Origin of the sequence: Alkaliphilus peptidifermentans DSM 18978, assembly GCF_900101495.1 — a bacterium.
Taxonomy (GTDB): Bacteria; Bacillota; Clostridia; order Peptostreptococcales; family Natronincolaceae; genus Alkaliphilus_C; species Alkaliphilus_C peptidifermentans.
In genome coordinates this window covers 199,553-215,276 of sequence record NZ_FMUS01000002.1, presented here as the reverse complement: position 1 = coordinate 215,276, position 15,724 = coordinate 199,553, and the positions used below count along the sequence as shown (strand labels likewise).

Sequence of the window (15,724 nt, the reverse complement as noted above, 5' to 3'; positions counted from 1 at the left end):
AAAGCAAAAAGCGTACCCTTGTACGCTTATTATATTCTAAGTATTAACTGGAACGAGACACGGTTTTGTCAATACGCGGAATTTTTATAATGCCTTGTTTAACTTGGTAGCAAGTCTAGAAACGCTTCTAGAAGCCTTAGATTTATGGATTACTCCCTTAGCTGCGGCTTGATGAAGCTTCTTTTCGATAAATCTCAATTTTGCTTTAGCATCATCAAAGCTTTTACTATTTAAAGCATCTTCGAATCTTCTAATAGCTGTTTTAAGCTGAGACTTAACCATTCTATTTCTTGCTGTTTTCTTAGCGATAACCTTAATTCTCTTTTTCGCTGATTTGATGTTTGCCAATATGTTCACCCCCTTGCGTGGACATTAACACAGTAATTCTATCAGAAATGCGGATAAAATGCAACAATAATTATACTATTTGTTTATAATCATATTATATTACATTATTGATAATGGATGATTTTTTCATAGTGTTCATAATTTCTAATCATTTTATTCAACTTAATCTATAATATATATTTGCTAATTAGCTTTCTTTCTTGAGTTCTGGTGTGCTTTTCATTGTTCATTTCACATTACTAATTACTCATTTATTTTATTATTATCATATTTTCCATAATTATATCAAATACTAATGTAAATCGAATTAATGAGGTGAATACTATGTTTCAATTAAAAACAGATCTTGCCCTTGAGACGAGAGAGCTTTATCAAGAGGAAAAACAGCAGGAGATACCAGGTGTGGCCGTAGATCAAGAGACAGTTAAAGATGTTACCATTACTCGAGTAGAGATTATGAATGAAGAAGCACAGAAAATTATGGGTAAGGCTATAGGACAGTATATAACTATAGAATGTAAGGCACTAAGACGGACAGACGCAAACTTAAAGGATGAAGTTAGCCAAATTTTAGCAAAGGAATTGAAAAAGATAGTAGGTGAAAGAAGAAACCTAAAGGCTTTAGTGGTTGGATTAGGTAATTGGAATGTTACACCCGATGCTTTAGGGCCAAAGGTTGTATCAAAGGTATTTGTTACACGACATCTTTTTCAATTCTACAAAAAGGAAAGCGATGAAGGATTAGCCCAAATAAGTGCTATTTCTCCAGGAGTAATGGGAACAACAGGTGTTGAAACCAGCGAAATAATCATGGGCATTGTGGAAAGAACAAAGCCAGATATAGTTATAGCCATAGATGCATTGGCTTCAAGGAAAATGGAAAGGGTCAATACCACAATACAAATTTCTAATACTGGTATTAATCCAGGCTCAGGCATTGGAAATAAAAGAAAGGCTCTGAATCAAGAAAACCTAGGAGTCCCGGTTATAGCAATTGGAGTCCCAACTGTTGTAGATGCAGCTACTTTAACAAGTGATACAATTCATCTAGTTATGGAGGCTTTTTCTAGGCAAGCTCAAAAAGGGTCACAATTTTATAATATGTTAAAGGAGCTGCAGGAAGAGGAAAAGTATTCATTAATTAAAGAGGTGTTAGAACCATATAATGCCAACGTAATGGTTACACCTAAGGATGTTGATGATGTTATTGCAAATCTATCACAAATAATATCCAATGGTATTAATATCGCCCTACATCCAGGTATTGACCTCAAGGATGTTAATCGTTATATACATTAAGCTTTATTGCATATTTTAATGTCGCCCCACATATTTATCAATATAGATTAACTGATGAAAAGGTGGGTGCGACATTTGTTAATTAAAAAGATAAACTTTTTAAAGGATTTTCGTAATATAATAATTTTGGTTCTGGCTTTTAGTATCTTAGTCATTGTGTATAATATTATCTCTAATAATAATGCATATGCTACTGGTGAAAAAGACACTGGGGGTGTATCTCAGTTTTTAGTGGGATATTCTAATGGTGGTACAAGCCAGTTATTACATCAAGCCATTAATCATGTGTTTCCTGGTAGTGGTGGCAGAACAGGTTGGCAATTTTCTCAGCTGCAATCCATTTTTAAAAACCTCCACAGTAGATTATTTTTTGTTGATTTAAAAAATCCATTAACATTTATCGAATCACAATTTCCAGCCATCGCACTTATTGATAAATCATCAGGTGGTTTTTTCTATGCAGGTGCAAAGAACTTGCCAGATTCTGAAAAGGGAAATGATATTGATTTTGAAGAGGTAGATAGAAATGGATTGACGGAGGAGGCTATGGCAAATAACCCATCCTGGGAGGATCCTGATGATATGGGTGAGTCAAGGAGTGGCATATATTTACCAGATTCCAATGAGATTATTGATAGCTTAGATATCGACCTTAGACTATCACTGGATACATCCGAAATGCCACGAAGTATTAAGCTTGAAAAGGGAAAGCCTCAAATTTTAATCTATCATACCCATGGAACAGAGTCCTATAGACCAGCATCGGAAGGGAATTATCATACCCTTAGAAAAGAATATTCTGTTATTACTATTGGAGAAATAATGAAGGAAGAACTGGAAAAGAGAGGCTTTGAAGTGATTCATGATACAACTTATCATGATTATCCCTCCTATAATGGTTCCTATGGAAGATCCTTAAGTACTGCCGAAGCAATACTAAAAAAATACCCTTCCATAAAGGTTGTTTTCGATGTTCATAGAGATGGATATGATCATATTGAAACAAACCCCAATAGGGAAAACATTATAAAGAACAATCAGGTAGACATTAACGGAGAAACTGTATCCAAATTTCAATTGGTAATTGGATCTGAAACTCCCAATAGAGGTGAAGTAACAAAATTTGCGCAGCTAATTAAAGCAGTGAGCGATACTAAATATCCAGAATTTAGTAAGCCAGTATTGGTGAAGCCATATGGAAGGTTTAATCAATTTCTAACAGACCACTATGCGCTATTAGAGGTGGGCAGTAATGCTAATTCAATTGAAGAAGCAAAGGAAGCAGCAGTTTATTTAACAGAAATTCTTGCAGATACATTAAATCATTTGAAGGAATAGTTTAAAACCTTTTAAAAAAGTCTACACTATCAATGGTGATGTGTAGATGAGTAGGATGGAAGCAAAAAAAAATGAAAAGAAAAAAAGAAGAAAATTGCGCTTGGTGTTTTCTTTGATTATGGTTTTATTAATAAGTGGACTTATAGCTACTGATTATGCCACTAGAGAAATGATGGCTATAGTTGATGGTAGAGTTCTTGGCTACACTAAAAATGACAATATTCACAGTTTTTTTTTATTGGGGGACGTTTATGACATAGATCAAAAGGTAATGATGGATTCGATACATAATTTCCTTTATCAAGCACGTGTGTATTTTATTAAGTCATCTAATTGGATAAGTAAATTAATACAGAATGTCGGGTGATTAATTTGCCCGACTTTTATTAAAGGAAATAATCTGTGAAAAGGTATATTATATAAATTCAATGGGACAAGCTCTTAAATAAGATGATTTCATATGAAACTATTGACTATTGTTTTATAGCAGTTTATGATATAATTTATGAAGCTATGCAGATTAAAGGAGGATTATCTAACATGCCAAGTGATAGACAAAAAAAGATACGAAATTTTTCTATTATTGCCCATATAGATCATGGAAAATCTACCTTGGCCGATAGACTTATTGAATATACAGGACTTATAAGCCAGCGAGATATGCAGGAACAGATTTTAGATAATATGGAGTTGGAGAGAGAACGAGGAATAACTATCAAACTTCAAACCATTAGACTGGTTTATAAAGCTCAAGATGGTGAGGAATACTTTCTTAATTTAATTGATACTCCTGGTCATGTGGACTTTACCTATGAAGTTTCCAGAAGTCTTGCTGCCTGTGAAGGAGCGATCCTTGTTGTGGATGCTGCTCAAGGAATAGAAGCCCAAACCTTAGCAAATGTCTATTTGGCTTTAGAACAAGATTTAGAAATAATACCAGTAATTAATAAAATAGATTTACCAAGCGCAAGACCCGAAGAGATTAAAAAGGAAGTAGAGGATATTATTGGACTAGATGCATCGGATGCACCATTGATTTCTGCCAAGGATGGACTTAATATCAATGATGTTCTTGAAACAATTGTTAAAAAAGTTCCTTCTCCTTCAGGAAATGAAGATGAACCTCTTAAGGCATTAATATTCGATTCATTTTATGATAATTATAAGGGTGTAATAGCTTATGTTCGAGTTGTAGAAGGTACCTTGAAAAAGGGTATGAAGATTAGGATGATGGCCACTAAGAAGGAATTTGAAGTGACAGAGGTGGGAATATTCTCACCAGGACCAATTCAGCTACAGGAGCTAATAGCTGGAGATGTTGGATATGTAGCTGCCAGTATAAAGGATGTAAGAAATTGTCGTGTAGGAGATACAATAACAGATGCTACTCGACCAACAGAAACACCAATGCCAGGATATCGTAAGGTAACACCAATGGTGTATTGTGGTATTTATCCTGCAGAGGGTGAAAAATATGAAGATGTAAGGGATGCACTAGAAAAGCTACAGGTTAATGATGCTGCCCTGGTTTTTGAGCCTGAGACTTCAGCTGCTTTAGGTTTTGGTTTCCGTTGCGGATTCCTTGGATTATTACATATGGAAATAATCCAAGAAAGACTGGAAAGAGAATTTGATCTTGATATTATTACTACTGCACCAAGCGTAATTTATAGAGTAACCAAAACCAACGGTGAGGTAGTTATGATTCAAAATCCTGCAAATTTACCAAAACCCCAGGAAATTCAGCGAATGGAAGAGCCTATTGTTAAGTCAAACATTATGGTGCCAACACTTTATGTAGGTACTGTGATGGAGCTATGTCAGGAACGACGTGGTGATATGAAAAATATGGAGTATATAGATGAAAATAGAGTAACCCTTCATTATGAATTACCTTTAAATGAAGTTATTTATGATTTTTTCGATGCTCTAAAGTCTAAGACAAAGGGTTATGGATCACTGGATTATGAATTCATAGGATATCGAGAATCAAAGCTGGTGAAGCTGGATATTTTGATTAATGGTGAACAGGTTGATGCACTTTCCTTTATAGTACATGAGGACAAGGCCTACCCCCGTGGAAAAGCCATGTGTGATAAGCTGAAGGATGAAATTCCAAGACATCAATTTCCTATTCCGATTCAAGCGGCCATTGGAATGAAAATTATTGCTCGTGAGACTATAAAAGCACTCCGAAAGGACGTATTGGCTAAGTGTTATGGTGGAGATATAACACGTAAGAAGAAGCTATTAGAAAAGCAAAAAGAAGGAAAGAAACGTATGCGTCAGGTAGGAAGTGTAGAAGTCCCACAAAAGGCATTCATGTCTGTATTGAAATTAGATAATTAAAACCTTTGGGTTAGACTATTCTTAACTAATGATGTAAATGCTATATTAGTTAAGTTTAGCCTGACCTTCAACATTTTTTGTATAAACATATTTTATATAAGCCTTTGCTCAAGCAAGCTGCAAAAAAAATAGGAGGTGATTTTTATGATACCTATAGGTTTATATATTCACATTCCTTTTTGTGAGAGGAAATGCTATTATTGTGATTTCAATTCATATAGTGGAGAAAATACAAAGATACAAGCCTACTTAGAGGCATTATTAAAAGAAATTGCTTTTTATAAGGATGAATTAAAAGGCCATAATATTAAAACAATATTTATTGGTGGAGGCACACCGTCTCTAATGGATGGTAGGCAAGTAGATGAGCTTATGAACAATATATATAGAAACTACTCTCTTGACAATAGAGCAGAGATTACGATTGAATCTAATCCTGGTACCTTAAATATTGATAAATTACAAGAGTACAGAAAAGCAGGAGTAAATCGTTTAAGTGTGGGATTACAGGCTTGTCAGGATCATCTTTTAAAAAAGCTTGGAAGAATTCATAATTATAAAGAATTTATTAACAATATCGAAATAGCTAAAAAGGTAGGATTTAGTAATATAAATGTTGATCTAATGTTTGGGTTGCCAGGCCAAACATTAGATGAATGGAAGCTTTCATTAGATGAGATAGTAAATTTAGATATTCCTCATATTTCTGCTTATAGCCTTATTTGGGAGGAGGGAACACCCTTCTATAAGGCATATCAAGAACAACAGCTTATGCCATTGGAGGAAGAATTAGAGCTTAAAATGTTTCACTTTACTATGGAATACTTAAAAGAAAATAAATATCATCACTATGAGATCTCAAATTATGCTAAAAGAAATTTTGAGTGTCAGCATAATCATATCTATTGGAAGAATCAATTTTATTTGGGCCTAGGGGCAGGGGGGCATTCTTACCTTCAGAATAGACGATTTTATAATGAAGGAAGTATTGATGGATATTTGAGGATGATAAAGGAAGGGCGAGCTCCAGTGGAAGAAAATATTAAGCTCACAAGAAAGGATGAAATAAGTGAAACTATGTTTCTGGGACTTAGATTGATGGAGGGAATTTCTATAGAGACCTTTTCAAATCGTTTTGGAGAATCCCCATTTTCAATTTATGGTGATAAGCTGGAAAAATTAAAAAGACAAGAATTAATTACATATAATCAAGAAAAAATTCAACTAACTCCAAAGGGAATTGACCTTGCAAATCTGGTTTTTACAGAGATGCTGTTGGATTAAAAAAATACCTTCAAACTATTGACAAAAAATAAATGAAATGTTATGTTAAAAACAGGTGGTGTTAGCACTCAACACTAAAGAGTGCTAATAAAAAGAGGTGGTTAAATGGAATTAAATGAGAGAAAGCTGAAAATTTTACAGGCTATTATTCAAGATTATATCCATACTGCTGAACCAATAGGGTCGAGAACATTAACAAAAAGGTATGATCTTGGAGTGAGTCCTGCTACAATTCGAAATGAGATGGCAGACTTAGAAGAACTAGGATTCTTGATGCAGCCACATACTTCAGCCGGTAGAGTGCCCTCAGATAAGGCTTATCGATTGTATGTTGATACTCTATTAGAGGAAAGTAAAATTGTTAACCTTCAAAAAAACTATATTAAGGCAAACCTTTTAAAAAGATTTGGAGAGGTTGAAAGGCTATTACAATATAGCTCTAAAATACTTGCAGAGTTAACAAAATATACATCCTTGGCTTTAACACCTCAATTAAAGGGAAGTAAACTAAAACTACTTCAATTAGTACCCATTGATACAGAAAACCTTGTAGCTATAATTGTTACTGATGCTGGAGTAATTAAAAAACCTCTATTAAAGATAGCTGGAGGTTTTGATGAAGGTGCTATACAACAGGTATCAAATCTCTTGAATGAAAAATTAGTTGGGTTATCTATTATGGATATCGAAGACCAGCTTATGCTAGAGCTAAAGAAGGAAATTCACAATTGTAATAATATCATTGAAAAGGTTGTACCACAGTTATTTCAGACCTTTGACGGCATTGATGATTCGGAGCTTTTTTTAAATGGAACTACGAATATATTCAATTTTCCAGAATACAGTGACATTTTTAAAGCAAAATCATTTCTATCAATGCTGGAAGAAAAACAAATTTTGAAAAACCTTATTTCAACCTCTGCAGAAGGTTTAACTATTTCCATTGGAAATGAGAATAGCCATAGAGAAGTAAAGGAATGCAGTCTAGTAACAGCTACCTTTAAGATTAATGGCAGCTCAATAGGTTGGTTAAGTGTTATTGGCCCTACCCGTATGGATTATGCTAATGTTATTAGTATTATGGGGCAAATTAGTAGGCATATTAATCAACTAATAAAAAATGGCAACGAATAAAGATTAGTGCGGGGTGCTTATATGGGCATTTTGCACTCTATCTTTGTTTTAATAATACTCAATACATATAAAGGCAGGTGCATATAATTGAAGGATAAGATGCAGAGACTAGATGATAATGAAGAAACAATTGAAAAATCCACTCAAGAAAATGAAGATGAAGTAAATGATAATAATGAAGAAGTTAATAGTAACCTGGAGGCTATGGAAGAAGAAATGAAATCTTCAGAAGGTAGCATAGATGAAATTCTAGACAACGATAATTTAATCGACCTACTTAAGAAAAAAGAAGAGGAAGCCAAAGATTATTTTAATCGAATGCAAAGATTACAGGCTGATTTCATTAATTATAAAAAGCGTGCAGAAAAGGAAAAAAGCGATATTTATTTGTACGCAAATGAAAAAATGGCAGAGGATCTTCTAATCATTATCGATAATTTAGAGAGAGCTGTTGAGGCAGTAGGTGCTGATCAAAAAGAAACAAGTTTGTACCAAGGAATTGAACTGGTTTTGAAGCAGATGAAGGAAACCCTAAAAAAACATGCTATAGAAGAAATTGAAGCATTGAATCAACCCTTTGATATGAACTTACATCATGCTGTCACTCAAGAGGAGTCAGATTCTGAGTCTAACACAGTAATAGAAGTTTTTCAAAAGGGCTATACAATAAAGAACAGGGTATTAAGACCTGCTATGGTGAAGGTTGCCAAGTAGCAGTTTATATATTTTTAAAAAAACTTTGAAATTTTTATAAAGGAGGAAAAGTAACAATATGAGTAAAGTAATAGGAATTGACTTAGGAACAACTAATTCATGTGTTTCAGTACTAGAGGGTGGAGAACCAGTAGTTATACCAAATTCAGAAGGTAATAGAACTACACCGTCTATCGTAGCCTTTGGAAAAGATGGAGAGAGGATTGTTGGTGAACCTGCTAAAAGACAGGCAGTAGTAAATCCAGATAGAACTATTATGTCAATCAAAAGACATATGGGATCTGACCATAAAATAAACATCGATGGAAAAGATTATGCTCCACAAGATATATCAGCCATGATTCTTCAAAAGCTTAAGGCTGATGCTGAGGCATACTTAGGCGAAAAGGTAACAGATGCTGTAATTACTGTACCAGCATATTTTACTGACAGCCAAAGACAGGCGACAAAGGATGCAGGAAAAATTGCTGGATTAAATGTAAGAAGAATAATCAACGAGCCAACAGCTGCGTCTTTAGCTTATGGTTTAGATAAAACAGAAGAGCATCAAAAAATACTTGTATATGACTTAGGTGGAGGTACCTTTGACGTTTCCATACTAGAGCTTGGAGATGGCGTGTTTGAGGTATTGGCTACTAGTGGTAATAATAATCTTGGTGGAGATGATTTTGACCAAGTGTTAATTGATTATATTGCAGAAGAATTTAAGAAACAAGAAGCAATTGATTTAAGAAAAGACAAAATGGCCCTTCAAAGATTGAAGGAAGCAGCAGAGAAGGCAAAAAAAGAGCTTTCAAGCACTATGACAACTAATATAAATTTACCTTTTATTACAGCTACAAGTGATGGACCAAAGCATTTGACACAGGATATAACAAGGGCAAAATTTGAAGACCTATCTTCTCACTTAGTGGAAAAGACATTAGATCCAATGAGAAAGGCCTTAAATGATGCAGGTTTATCTGCTAACGAACTTGATAAAATTATTCTTGTAGGAGGCTCCATCCGTATTCCTGCTGTACAAGAGGCAGTAAAGAAAATAACTGGAAAAGAGCCACATAAGGGAGTAAACCCAGATGAGTGTGTAGCTGTTGGTGCTGCAATACAAGCCGGGGTTTTAACTGGAGAAGTAAAGGACGTTCTTTTATTAGATGTTACTCCACTATCCCTAGGTATTGAAACACTTGGAGGAGTATTCACTAAGCTAATTGAAAGAAATACTACAATACCATCTAAGAAAAGCCAGACTTTCTCTACAGCAGCCGACAATCAACCTGCTGTTGAAATACATGTGCTACAGGGTGAAAGACCGATGGCAGCAGACAACATTACTATGGGACGCTTCCAATTAACAGGTATTCCACCAGCTCCAAGGGGAGTACCACAAATCGAGGTTACATTTGATATTGATGCCAATGGTATCGTTAATGTATCTGCAAAGGACTTAGGAACAGGTAAAGAACAGAAAATTACAATTACATCCTCAACAAATCTTTCAAACGATGAGATAGAGAAGAAGGTTAAGGAAGCTGAGCAGTTTGCTGAAGAAGACAAAAAACGAAAAGAAAAGGTTGAGGTTAAAAACCAAGCCGATTCTCTTCTTTACCAGACAGAAAAGACATTAAAGGAAGCTGAGGGCAAAGTTAAGAAGGAAGATGAGGAAAAGGTCACAGCTGAACTTGAAAAACTTAAAAAAGCAATCGAATCTGATGATACAGAAGAGATGAAGAAGGCCATTGAAGATGTTAATACTGCCTTCCATGCTATTGCAGAGCAAATGTACCAACAAGCAGCTGAGGCACAACAGGGAGCAGAAGGTGCAAGTACAGGAGAAGCTAAAGATGATAATGTAGTTGATGCTGAATATGAAGAGGTTTCAGAGGACGAAGAAAAATAGATGAATTAAATGACTGTTCTGAGGGCACCCCTGGGTGTCCTCAATATTAAAGAGAATGAAAGTAGTTGCTATAATCGTTAAAGTAACATATAATAATTATTGATTTTATGGCTGAAACTTTCAACCAAGAGAGGCGGTGAGAAGGTGAGCAAACGCGATTACTATGAAGTTCTGGGAATTGACAGAAATGCAGCTGCTGACGATATAAAAAAGGCCTATAGAAAACTAGCTATGAAATATCATCCAGATCGTAATCCCGATGATAAAGAAGCAGAAGTTAAGTTTAAAGAGATAAATGAAGCCTATGAAATATTGAGTTCACCTGAGAAAAAGCAAAGATATGATCAGTTCGGCCATGCAGGTGTAAATGGTAATGGAGCCGGAGGATTTGAAGGTGGATTCGGTGGCGGTGGATTTGATGATATTTTTGGAGATATATTTGACATGTTTGGAGGCGGAGGTTTTTCCTCTAGAAGAAGGACTGGTCCACAAAAAGGTGCTGATATAAAGTATGAAACAACTATTACCTTTGAAGAAGCAGCCTTTGGTACAGAAAAGACAGTAGAATTCCACCGCAATGACTCCTGTGATACATGCCATGGAACTGGAGCAAAGCCAGGTACATCCAAGAAAACCTGTTCCCATTGTAAGGGAGCTGGCGAAATAAGATATGCCCAAAGAACTCCATTAGGTCAAATTGTCAATGTTAAAACCTGTCCTCATTGTCATGGGGAGGGGCAGATCATTGAAGAGGCATGCTTATCTTGTAAAGGGAAAGGTAAGATTCGAAAATTAAAGAAGATTAAGGTTAAAATTCCAGCAGGCGTGGATACTGGTATGGTGATACCTATTAGAGGGGAAGGCGAGCTTGGAGTTAAAGGGGGCCCCCCCGGAGAACTATATGTAGTTTTAAGAGTTCTACCCCATAGACTGTTTGAAAGAGACGGTAACGATATAATTTGTGAAATACCTATTACTTTCGTTCAAGCTACATTAGGTGATGAGCTGGAGGTACCAACACTAGAAGGAAAAGTTAAATATAAAATTCCAGAGGGAACCCAGAGTGGAACTGTATTTAGATTAAAAGCCAGAGGTATCGTTAGCCCAAAGGGTTATGGTAAAGGCGACCAGTATGTTAGGGTTATAGTTGAAGTGCCTAAGAAGCTTACAGAAAGTCAAAAGGATATATTAAGAAAATTTGCCTCTGAAAGTGGCGAAGATGTTCATGAGCAAAGAAGGACATTTTTTGATAAAGTAAAAGATGCATTTGGTGTATAGATGAAATCACTCTACTTTTAGAGTGATTTTTTATCACCTCGAATCTTTTAGAGAAATATTTAGTATAATAGATGTTAACAATTGGGAGATTATTAAGGGGATGTGATTAAAATGGAATGGATTGAAATATCAATCAAAACCACTACTGAAGCTGTAGAAGCAGTCTCTAATATTTTATATGATGCGGGAGTTGCTGGTGTAGCTATTGAAGATTCTAACGATTTCTTATTTATGGAGCAAAGCGAAAATAGTTGGGATTATGTCGATGAGTCTTTACTAAGAAAAGGGTTTGAAGGTGCAATAGTAAAGGGGTATCTACCTGCTTCAGCAGATTTGGTGGATAAGATTGATCTAATTCGTCAATCAGTTTTATTACTACCTCAATTCGGACTGGATATTGGTTTGGGTGAAGTTACAACAGTAGAAGTGTCAGAGGAGGATTGGAGCTCTTCCTGGAAACAATATTATAAACCGACTAAAATAGGTAATAACGTTGTTATTAAACCTACTTGGGAAGAATATACCCCTGAAGAAGGAGAAATGATTATTGAATTAGACCCAGGTATGGCCTTTGGAACTGGCACCCATGAAACCACCATGATGTGTGTAGAGGCATTGGGAGAATACGTTAAGCCATCCAGTATAATTTATGATATTGGCTGTGGTAGCGGAATTTTATCAATTGCTGCAGCAAAGATGGGGGCAAATAAAGTAATAGCTGTTGATTTAGATGCGGTGGCTGTAGAGGTTTCTAAAAAAAATGTACTTTGTAATAGGGTGGAGGATACAGTTGATGTACGCCACGGCAACCTTATGGATACAATTAATGGGTCGGCAGATATAATAGTAGCTAATATTATAGCAGATATAATTATACTATTAGCAAAGGATATAAAGGAATTTTTAGTAGAGGATGGAATATTTATTAGCTCTGGTATTATAACTGATAAATTAGATCAGGTAATGGATTCATTAGAAGCTACTGGGCTAAAGGTCAAAAAGGTAAAACAGATGGGAGAATGGGCAGCAATAATCTCCCAAAAACAGGGTGATAATAATGAATAGGTTTTTCGTAAACTCTTCTCAAATTAATGAAGAAGCTAAAAAAATCCATATAGTAGATGAAGATGTAAAGCATATTTCAAAAGTACTAAGATTAAATGTAGGTGATTTAATAGAAATTTGTGATGGTGATGGGTTTGAGTACATAGGTGAGATACAAGAAATCAATAAAGACCAGGTTATTGCTATATATATTGATAAGAAAGAGGTAAGATCGGAGGCACCCATTAAGGTAACACTCTATCAAGGTGTTCCAAAGTCCACTAAAATGGACTTGATAATACAAAAGACTACTGAAATGGGGATTGTAGAAATAATCCCAGTTTTTACCCATCGAACTGTCGTGCAGTTGGATAATAAAAAGGATAAGGAAAAAAAGACCGATAGATGGCAAAAAATTGCCGCCGAGGCTGCAAAACAAAGTAAAAGAGGTATCATTCCATTGGTACACCTTCCTTTAACCTTTAAGGAGGCACTGAGCCATTGTGAAACCAACTGTTTGAATATTATAGCATATGAGAGAGAGCATCAGCAAGGTTTAAAAAAGCTTCTACAAGGTATGGATAGTACAATAAATAGTATAGGTATTTGGATTGGACCAGAGGGAGGCTTTACAGAGGAAGAGGTTGAAGCGGCTATTAATCAGCAAGTAAATTCGGTTACTTTAGGACCTCGAATTCTACGAACGGAAACTGCAGGCTTTGCTCTGTTGTCTATGGTGATGTATGAGTTGGGTGATTTAGGAGGGTTAAGGTGAAGAAGGTAGCTTTTCATACACTAGGATGTAAAGTGAATCAGTATGAAACCCAAGCAATGTCAGAGTTGTTTGAAAAAGCAGGCTATGAAGTGGTTTCTGATTCTGAGATTGCAGATGTTTATGTTATTAACACATGTACTGTGACAAATATAGGGGATAAGAAATCTAGACAATTCATACGAAGGGCCAAACGAAATAGTCCTGACTCTATAATTGCTGTTGTAGGTTGCTATTCCCAAACTGCTTCAGAAGAAGTAGCTGAAATTGAAGGGGTTAATATTGTCATGGGAACTAGTGAAAGAAATAAAATTGTTGAATATGTTGAAGATTGTCTGCCGACAGGAAAAATAAATACGGTTGATGATATTATGAAGGTTAAGGATTTTGAAGAAATGTCGGTTCAAGAGATTAAAGGAAAAACTAGAGCCGTATTAAAGATTCAAGAGGGTTGTAACCAGTATTGCTCCTATTGCATTATACCCTATGCTAGGGGGCCAATTCGTAGCAGAAGAAAGCATGATATTATTTCAGAAGTTGAAACCCTTGTTAACAATGGTTTTAAAGAAGTGATATTAACAGGTATTCATGTTGCTTCATATGGTAAAGATTTGAATAAAAATGATGCTTTATTGGAAGTGCTTAGAGAAGTAAATGATATTGATGGTCTTAGTAGAATTCGACTTAGCTCACTAGAGCCTACTCTGTTTACAGCCGATTTTTTAAATGGTTTATCAAAGCTTGAAAAGATATGTCAACATTTCCACCTTTCATTACAAAGTGGTTCTGACAAAATTCTTCAAAAGATGAATAGAAGATATACCACCGATGAATATAGACAAATTGTAAAAGGTATTCGAAAAGTATATCCAGATATAGCTTTAACTACTGATATAATTGTTGGATTCCCAGGTGAATCAGATGATGATTTTGAGACAACCTATCTATTTGTTAAAGAAATAGAATTTAGTGATATTCATGTATTTAAATTTTCTCCAAGAAAGGGCACTCCCGCTGCTGAATTTACTCAACAGGTGGATGGAATTAAAAAGCATAAAAGAAGTGAAAAACTTATTGAGCTTGGAGAAAAGATGAAATTACATTATCTAGAGCAGTTCATTGGAAGGGAAAAGGAAGTATTATTTGAAACCATATCAAAGGAATATCCAGACCATGTAGAGGGCTTAACAAATAATTATATTAAAGTACTGTTAAATTCAAAAAAAATCCACGAAGGGGAAATCAGAAAAGTGACCCTGCAGGAGATCATTGGCGAATATATGGTGGGAAGTATTATTAATGATAATTAATTGAAAAAATAGGGTAGATGAATTTTCCAGCTAATAAAAATTAAAAAAAGAGATTAATTTTTGAGAGATAATGTAAAAACAGCTTAGGATAAAATATTCCAAGCTGTTTTTCTTTTTTGCTCTTATTCTTCACACTCCCTCGTCAAAACTGATTTATTATCTAAACAAAAAAATATATTTATTTCTTCATTGATACAATGTAACGCCGATGTAACGCACATGTTCTTATTTTATCACAGTGATGTGGTATAAATTAAATAAGTAGATTTGGGAGAGAGTTTTTAATCAAGGGGAGGAGTTTATAATAATGAGCCAGGGAGACATGAATAAAAAAAGACAAGTAATCGGGGGTAATAACTTTCTGGTGTCAATCCATTACCAAGAAAATCAAAGCTGGCAGGGTGTTGTACAATGGTTAGATTCTGGTCAAAAAGTTAATTTTAGAAGTGCATTAGAGTTATTGAGCTTAATACAAGACGCCATAAGTATAGAAGCAGATAATAAGAATTCCCATAGAACATGGGATACTAAAGGAGAGATGGTGCAAAAAGAAACAATATAGTGATGATTGCAATTATGTAGAAAAATTTAGAAATTATAACAAAAGAGGATGCTATGATGTGTGTTTTTAATCTGGGCACTTGAAACACAAGGAGCGAGTAGTGCAACCGACCTTCTTAAGAAATCAAATTAAGGGGGAATAAAAATGTCAATAAAACTATCGAATCGTTTAACTAGACAACAACGTAATTGGGAAAAAAATCAGGAAAGAAAACGTAGGATGATTAAAAAACTAGCAGTATCAATTATGGTAACCTCGCTTTTTACAACCAGAGTTGCTACACCGTTGATTACCTTCGCAGTACAGGATGATGAGCATAATACATCACAAGTTGTTGAATATAACGAGTCTGAAAACCAAGAAGAATTAGAGAATGATGATGAAGAGGAAGAAGA

Annotated in this window: 15 protein-coding genes and 1 riboswitch; of the genes, 14 read left to right on the top strand and 1 reads right to left on the bottom strand. The window is 35.0% G+C overall.

Annotated features, from left to right (window positions below; all coding sequences use genetic code 11):
* Window positions 1-84: 84 nt before the first annotated feature.
* On the bottom strand, window positions 85-348 hold the full coding sequence (rpsT, locus tag BLP68_RS02680) for a 30S ribosomal protein S20 (RefSeq protein WP_091539709.1): 264 nt from the start codon (window positions 346-348) through the stop codon (window positions 85-87).
* 324 nt (window positions 349-672) lie between these two features.
* On the opposite strand from rpsT, the gene gpr reads away from it, so the two are divergent.
* From gpr to BLP68_RS21600, 14 genes are all read left to right on the top strand, one after another.
* The gene (gpr, locus tag BLP68_RS02675) at window positions 673-1,647 is read left to right on the top strand and encodes a GPR endopeptidase (RefSeq protein WP_091539706.1); all 975 of its coding nucleotides are present in this window, start codon (window positions 673-675) and stop codon (window positions 1,645-1,647) included.
* Between the two features lie 75 nt (window positions 1,648-1,722).
* Complete coding sequence (gene spoIIP, locus BLP68_RS02670) at window positions 1,723-2,985, top strand: stage II sporulation protein P (protein ID WP_176758839.1); 1,263 nt, start codon at window positions 1,723-1,725, stop codon at window positions 2,983-2,985.
* A gap of 46 nt (window positions 2,986-3,031) precedes the next feature.
* Complete coding sequence (locus BLP68_RS02665; RefSeq protein ID WP_091539702.1) at window positions 3,032-3,352, top strand: hypothetical protein; 321 nt, start codon at window positions 3,032-3,034, stop codon at window positions 3,350-3,352.
* Between the two features lie 173 nt (window positions 3,353-3,525).
* A complete protein-coding gene (lepA, locus tag BLP68_RS02660; RefSeq protein ID WP_091539701.1) occupies window positions 3,526-5,334 on the top strand; it encodes a translation elongation factor 4 in 1,809 nt (602 codons plus the stop codon).
* 144 nt (window positions 5,335-5,478) lie between these two features.
* The gene (gene hemW, locus BLP68_RS02655; RefSeq protein WP_091539698.1) at window positions 5,479-6,618 is read left to right on the top strand and encodes a radical SAM family heme chaperone HemW; all 1,140 of its coding nucleotides are present in this window, start codon (window positions 5,479-5,481) and stop codon (window positions 6,616-6,618) included.
* Window positions 6,619-6,723: 105 nt separating this feature from the next.
* A complete protein-coding gene (hrcA, locus tag BLP68_RS02650) occupies window positions 6,724-7,752 on the top strand; it encodes a heat-inducible transcriptional repressor HrcA (protein WP_091539696.1) in 1,029 nt (342 codons plus the stop codon).
* A gap of 87 nt (window positions 7,753-7,839) precedes the next feature.
* Window positions 7,840-8,466, top strand: a complete 627-nt coding sequence (gene grpE, locus BLP68_RS02645) for a nucleotide exchange factor GrpE (protein WP_242876889.1) — start codon at window positions 7,840-7,842, stop codon at window positions 8,464-8,466.
* A 58-nt stretch (window positions 8,467-8,524) separates the two neighbouring features.
* Window positions 8,525-10,363, top strand: a complete 1,839-nt coding sequence (dnaK, locus tag BLP68_RS02640; RefSeq protein WP_091539694.1) for a molecular chaperone DnaK — start codon at window positions 8,525-8,527, stop codon at window positions 10,361-10,363.
* Between the two features lie 144 nt (window positions 10,364-10,507).
* Window positions 10,508-11,641 (top strand): molecular chaperone DnaJ, encoded by a 1,134-nt coding sequence (dnaJ, locus tag BLP68_RS02635; RefSeq protein WP_091539692.1) that lies wholly within the window; start codon window positions 10,508-10,510, stop codon window positions 11,639-11,641.
* Window positions 11,642-11,752: 111 nt separating this feature from the next.
* Window positions 11,753-12,706, top strand: a complete 954-nt coding sequence (gene prmA / locus BLP68_RS02630; protein ID WP_091539689.1) for a 50S ribosomal protein L11 methyltransferase — start codon at window positions 11,753-11,755, stop codon at window positions 12,704-12,706.
* Complete coding sequence (locus BLP68_RS02625; protein ID WP_091539686.1) at window positions 12,699-13,460, top strand: 16S rRNA (uracil(1498)-N(3))-methyltransferase; 762 nt, start codon at window positions 12,699-12,701, stop codon at window positions 13,458-13,460. The genes prmA and BLP68_RS02625 overlap by 8 nt, the downstream gene beginning before the upstream one ends.
* Window positions 13,457-14,767, top strand: a complete 1,311-nt coding sequence (gene mtaB, locus BLP68_RS02620) for a tRNA (N(6)-L-threonylcarbamoyladenosine(37)-C(2))-methylthiotransferase MtaB (RefSeq protein WP_091539684.1) — start codon at window positions 13,457-13,459, stop codon at window positions 14,765-14,767. Before BLP68_RS02625 ends, mtaB begins: the two co-directional genes overlap by 4 nt.
* Window positions 14,768-15,074: 307 nt before the next feature.
* Window positions 15,075-15,329 carry a hypothetical protein gene (locus tag BLP68_RS02615; RefSeq protein WP_091539681.1) on the top strand — a complete coding sequence of 85 codons (255 nt, stop codon included), beginning with the start codon at window positions 15,075-15,077 and terminating at the stop codon, window positions 15,327-15,329.
* A gap of 38 nt (window positions 15,330-15,367) precedes the next feature.
* A riboswitch (cyclic di-GMP riboswitch) is annotated at window positions 15,368-15,450 on the top strand.
* Between the two features lie 23 nt (window positions 15,451-15,473).
* On the top strand, window positions 15,474-15,724 hold a 251-nt coding region (locus BLP68_RS21600), incomplete at its 3' end, for a hypothetical protein (protein WP_176758838.1).

What these genes read in the sequence shown, in the direction of transcription:
- gpr (WP_091539706.1), top strand. Translation starts at nt 673, where the DNA reads ATGTTTCAATTAAAAACAGATCTTGCCCTTGAGACGAGAGAGCTTTAT.
- BLP68_RS02665 (WP_091539702.1), top strand. Translation starts at nt 3,032, where the DNA reads ATGAGTAGGATGGAAGCAAAAAAAAATGAAAAGAAAAAAAGAAGAAAA.
- lepA (WP_091539701.1), top strand. Translation starts at nt 3,526, where the DNA reads ATGCCAAGTGATAGACAAAAAAAGATACGAAATTTTTCTATTATTGCC.
- hemW (WP_091539698.1), top strand. Translation starts at nt 5,479, where the DNA reads ATGATACCTATAGGTTTATATATTCACATTCCTTTTTGTGAGAGGAAA.
- hrcA (WP_091539696.1), top strand. Translation starts at nt 6,724, where the DNA reads ATGGAATTAAATGAGAGAAAGCTGAAAATTTTACAGGCTATTATTCAA.
- dnaK (WP_091539694.1), top strand. Translation starts at nt 8,525, where the DNA reads ATGAGTAAAGTAATAGGAATTGACTTAGGAACAACTAATTCATGTGTT.
- prmA (WP_091539689.1), top strand. Translation starts at nt 11,753, where the DNA reads ATGGAATGGATTGAAATATCAATCAAAACCACTACTGAAGCTGTAGAA.
- BLP68_RS02625 (WP_091539686.1), top strand. Translation starts at nt 12,699, where the DNA reads ATGAATAGGTTTTTCGTAAACTCTTCTCAAATTAATGAAGAAGCTAAA.
- BLP68_RS02615 (WP_091539681.1), top strand. Translation starts at nt 15,075, where the DNA reads ATGAGCCAGGGAGACATGAATAAAAAAAGACAAGTAATCGGGGGTAAT.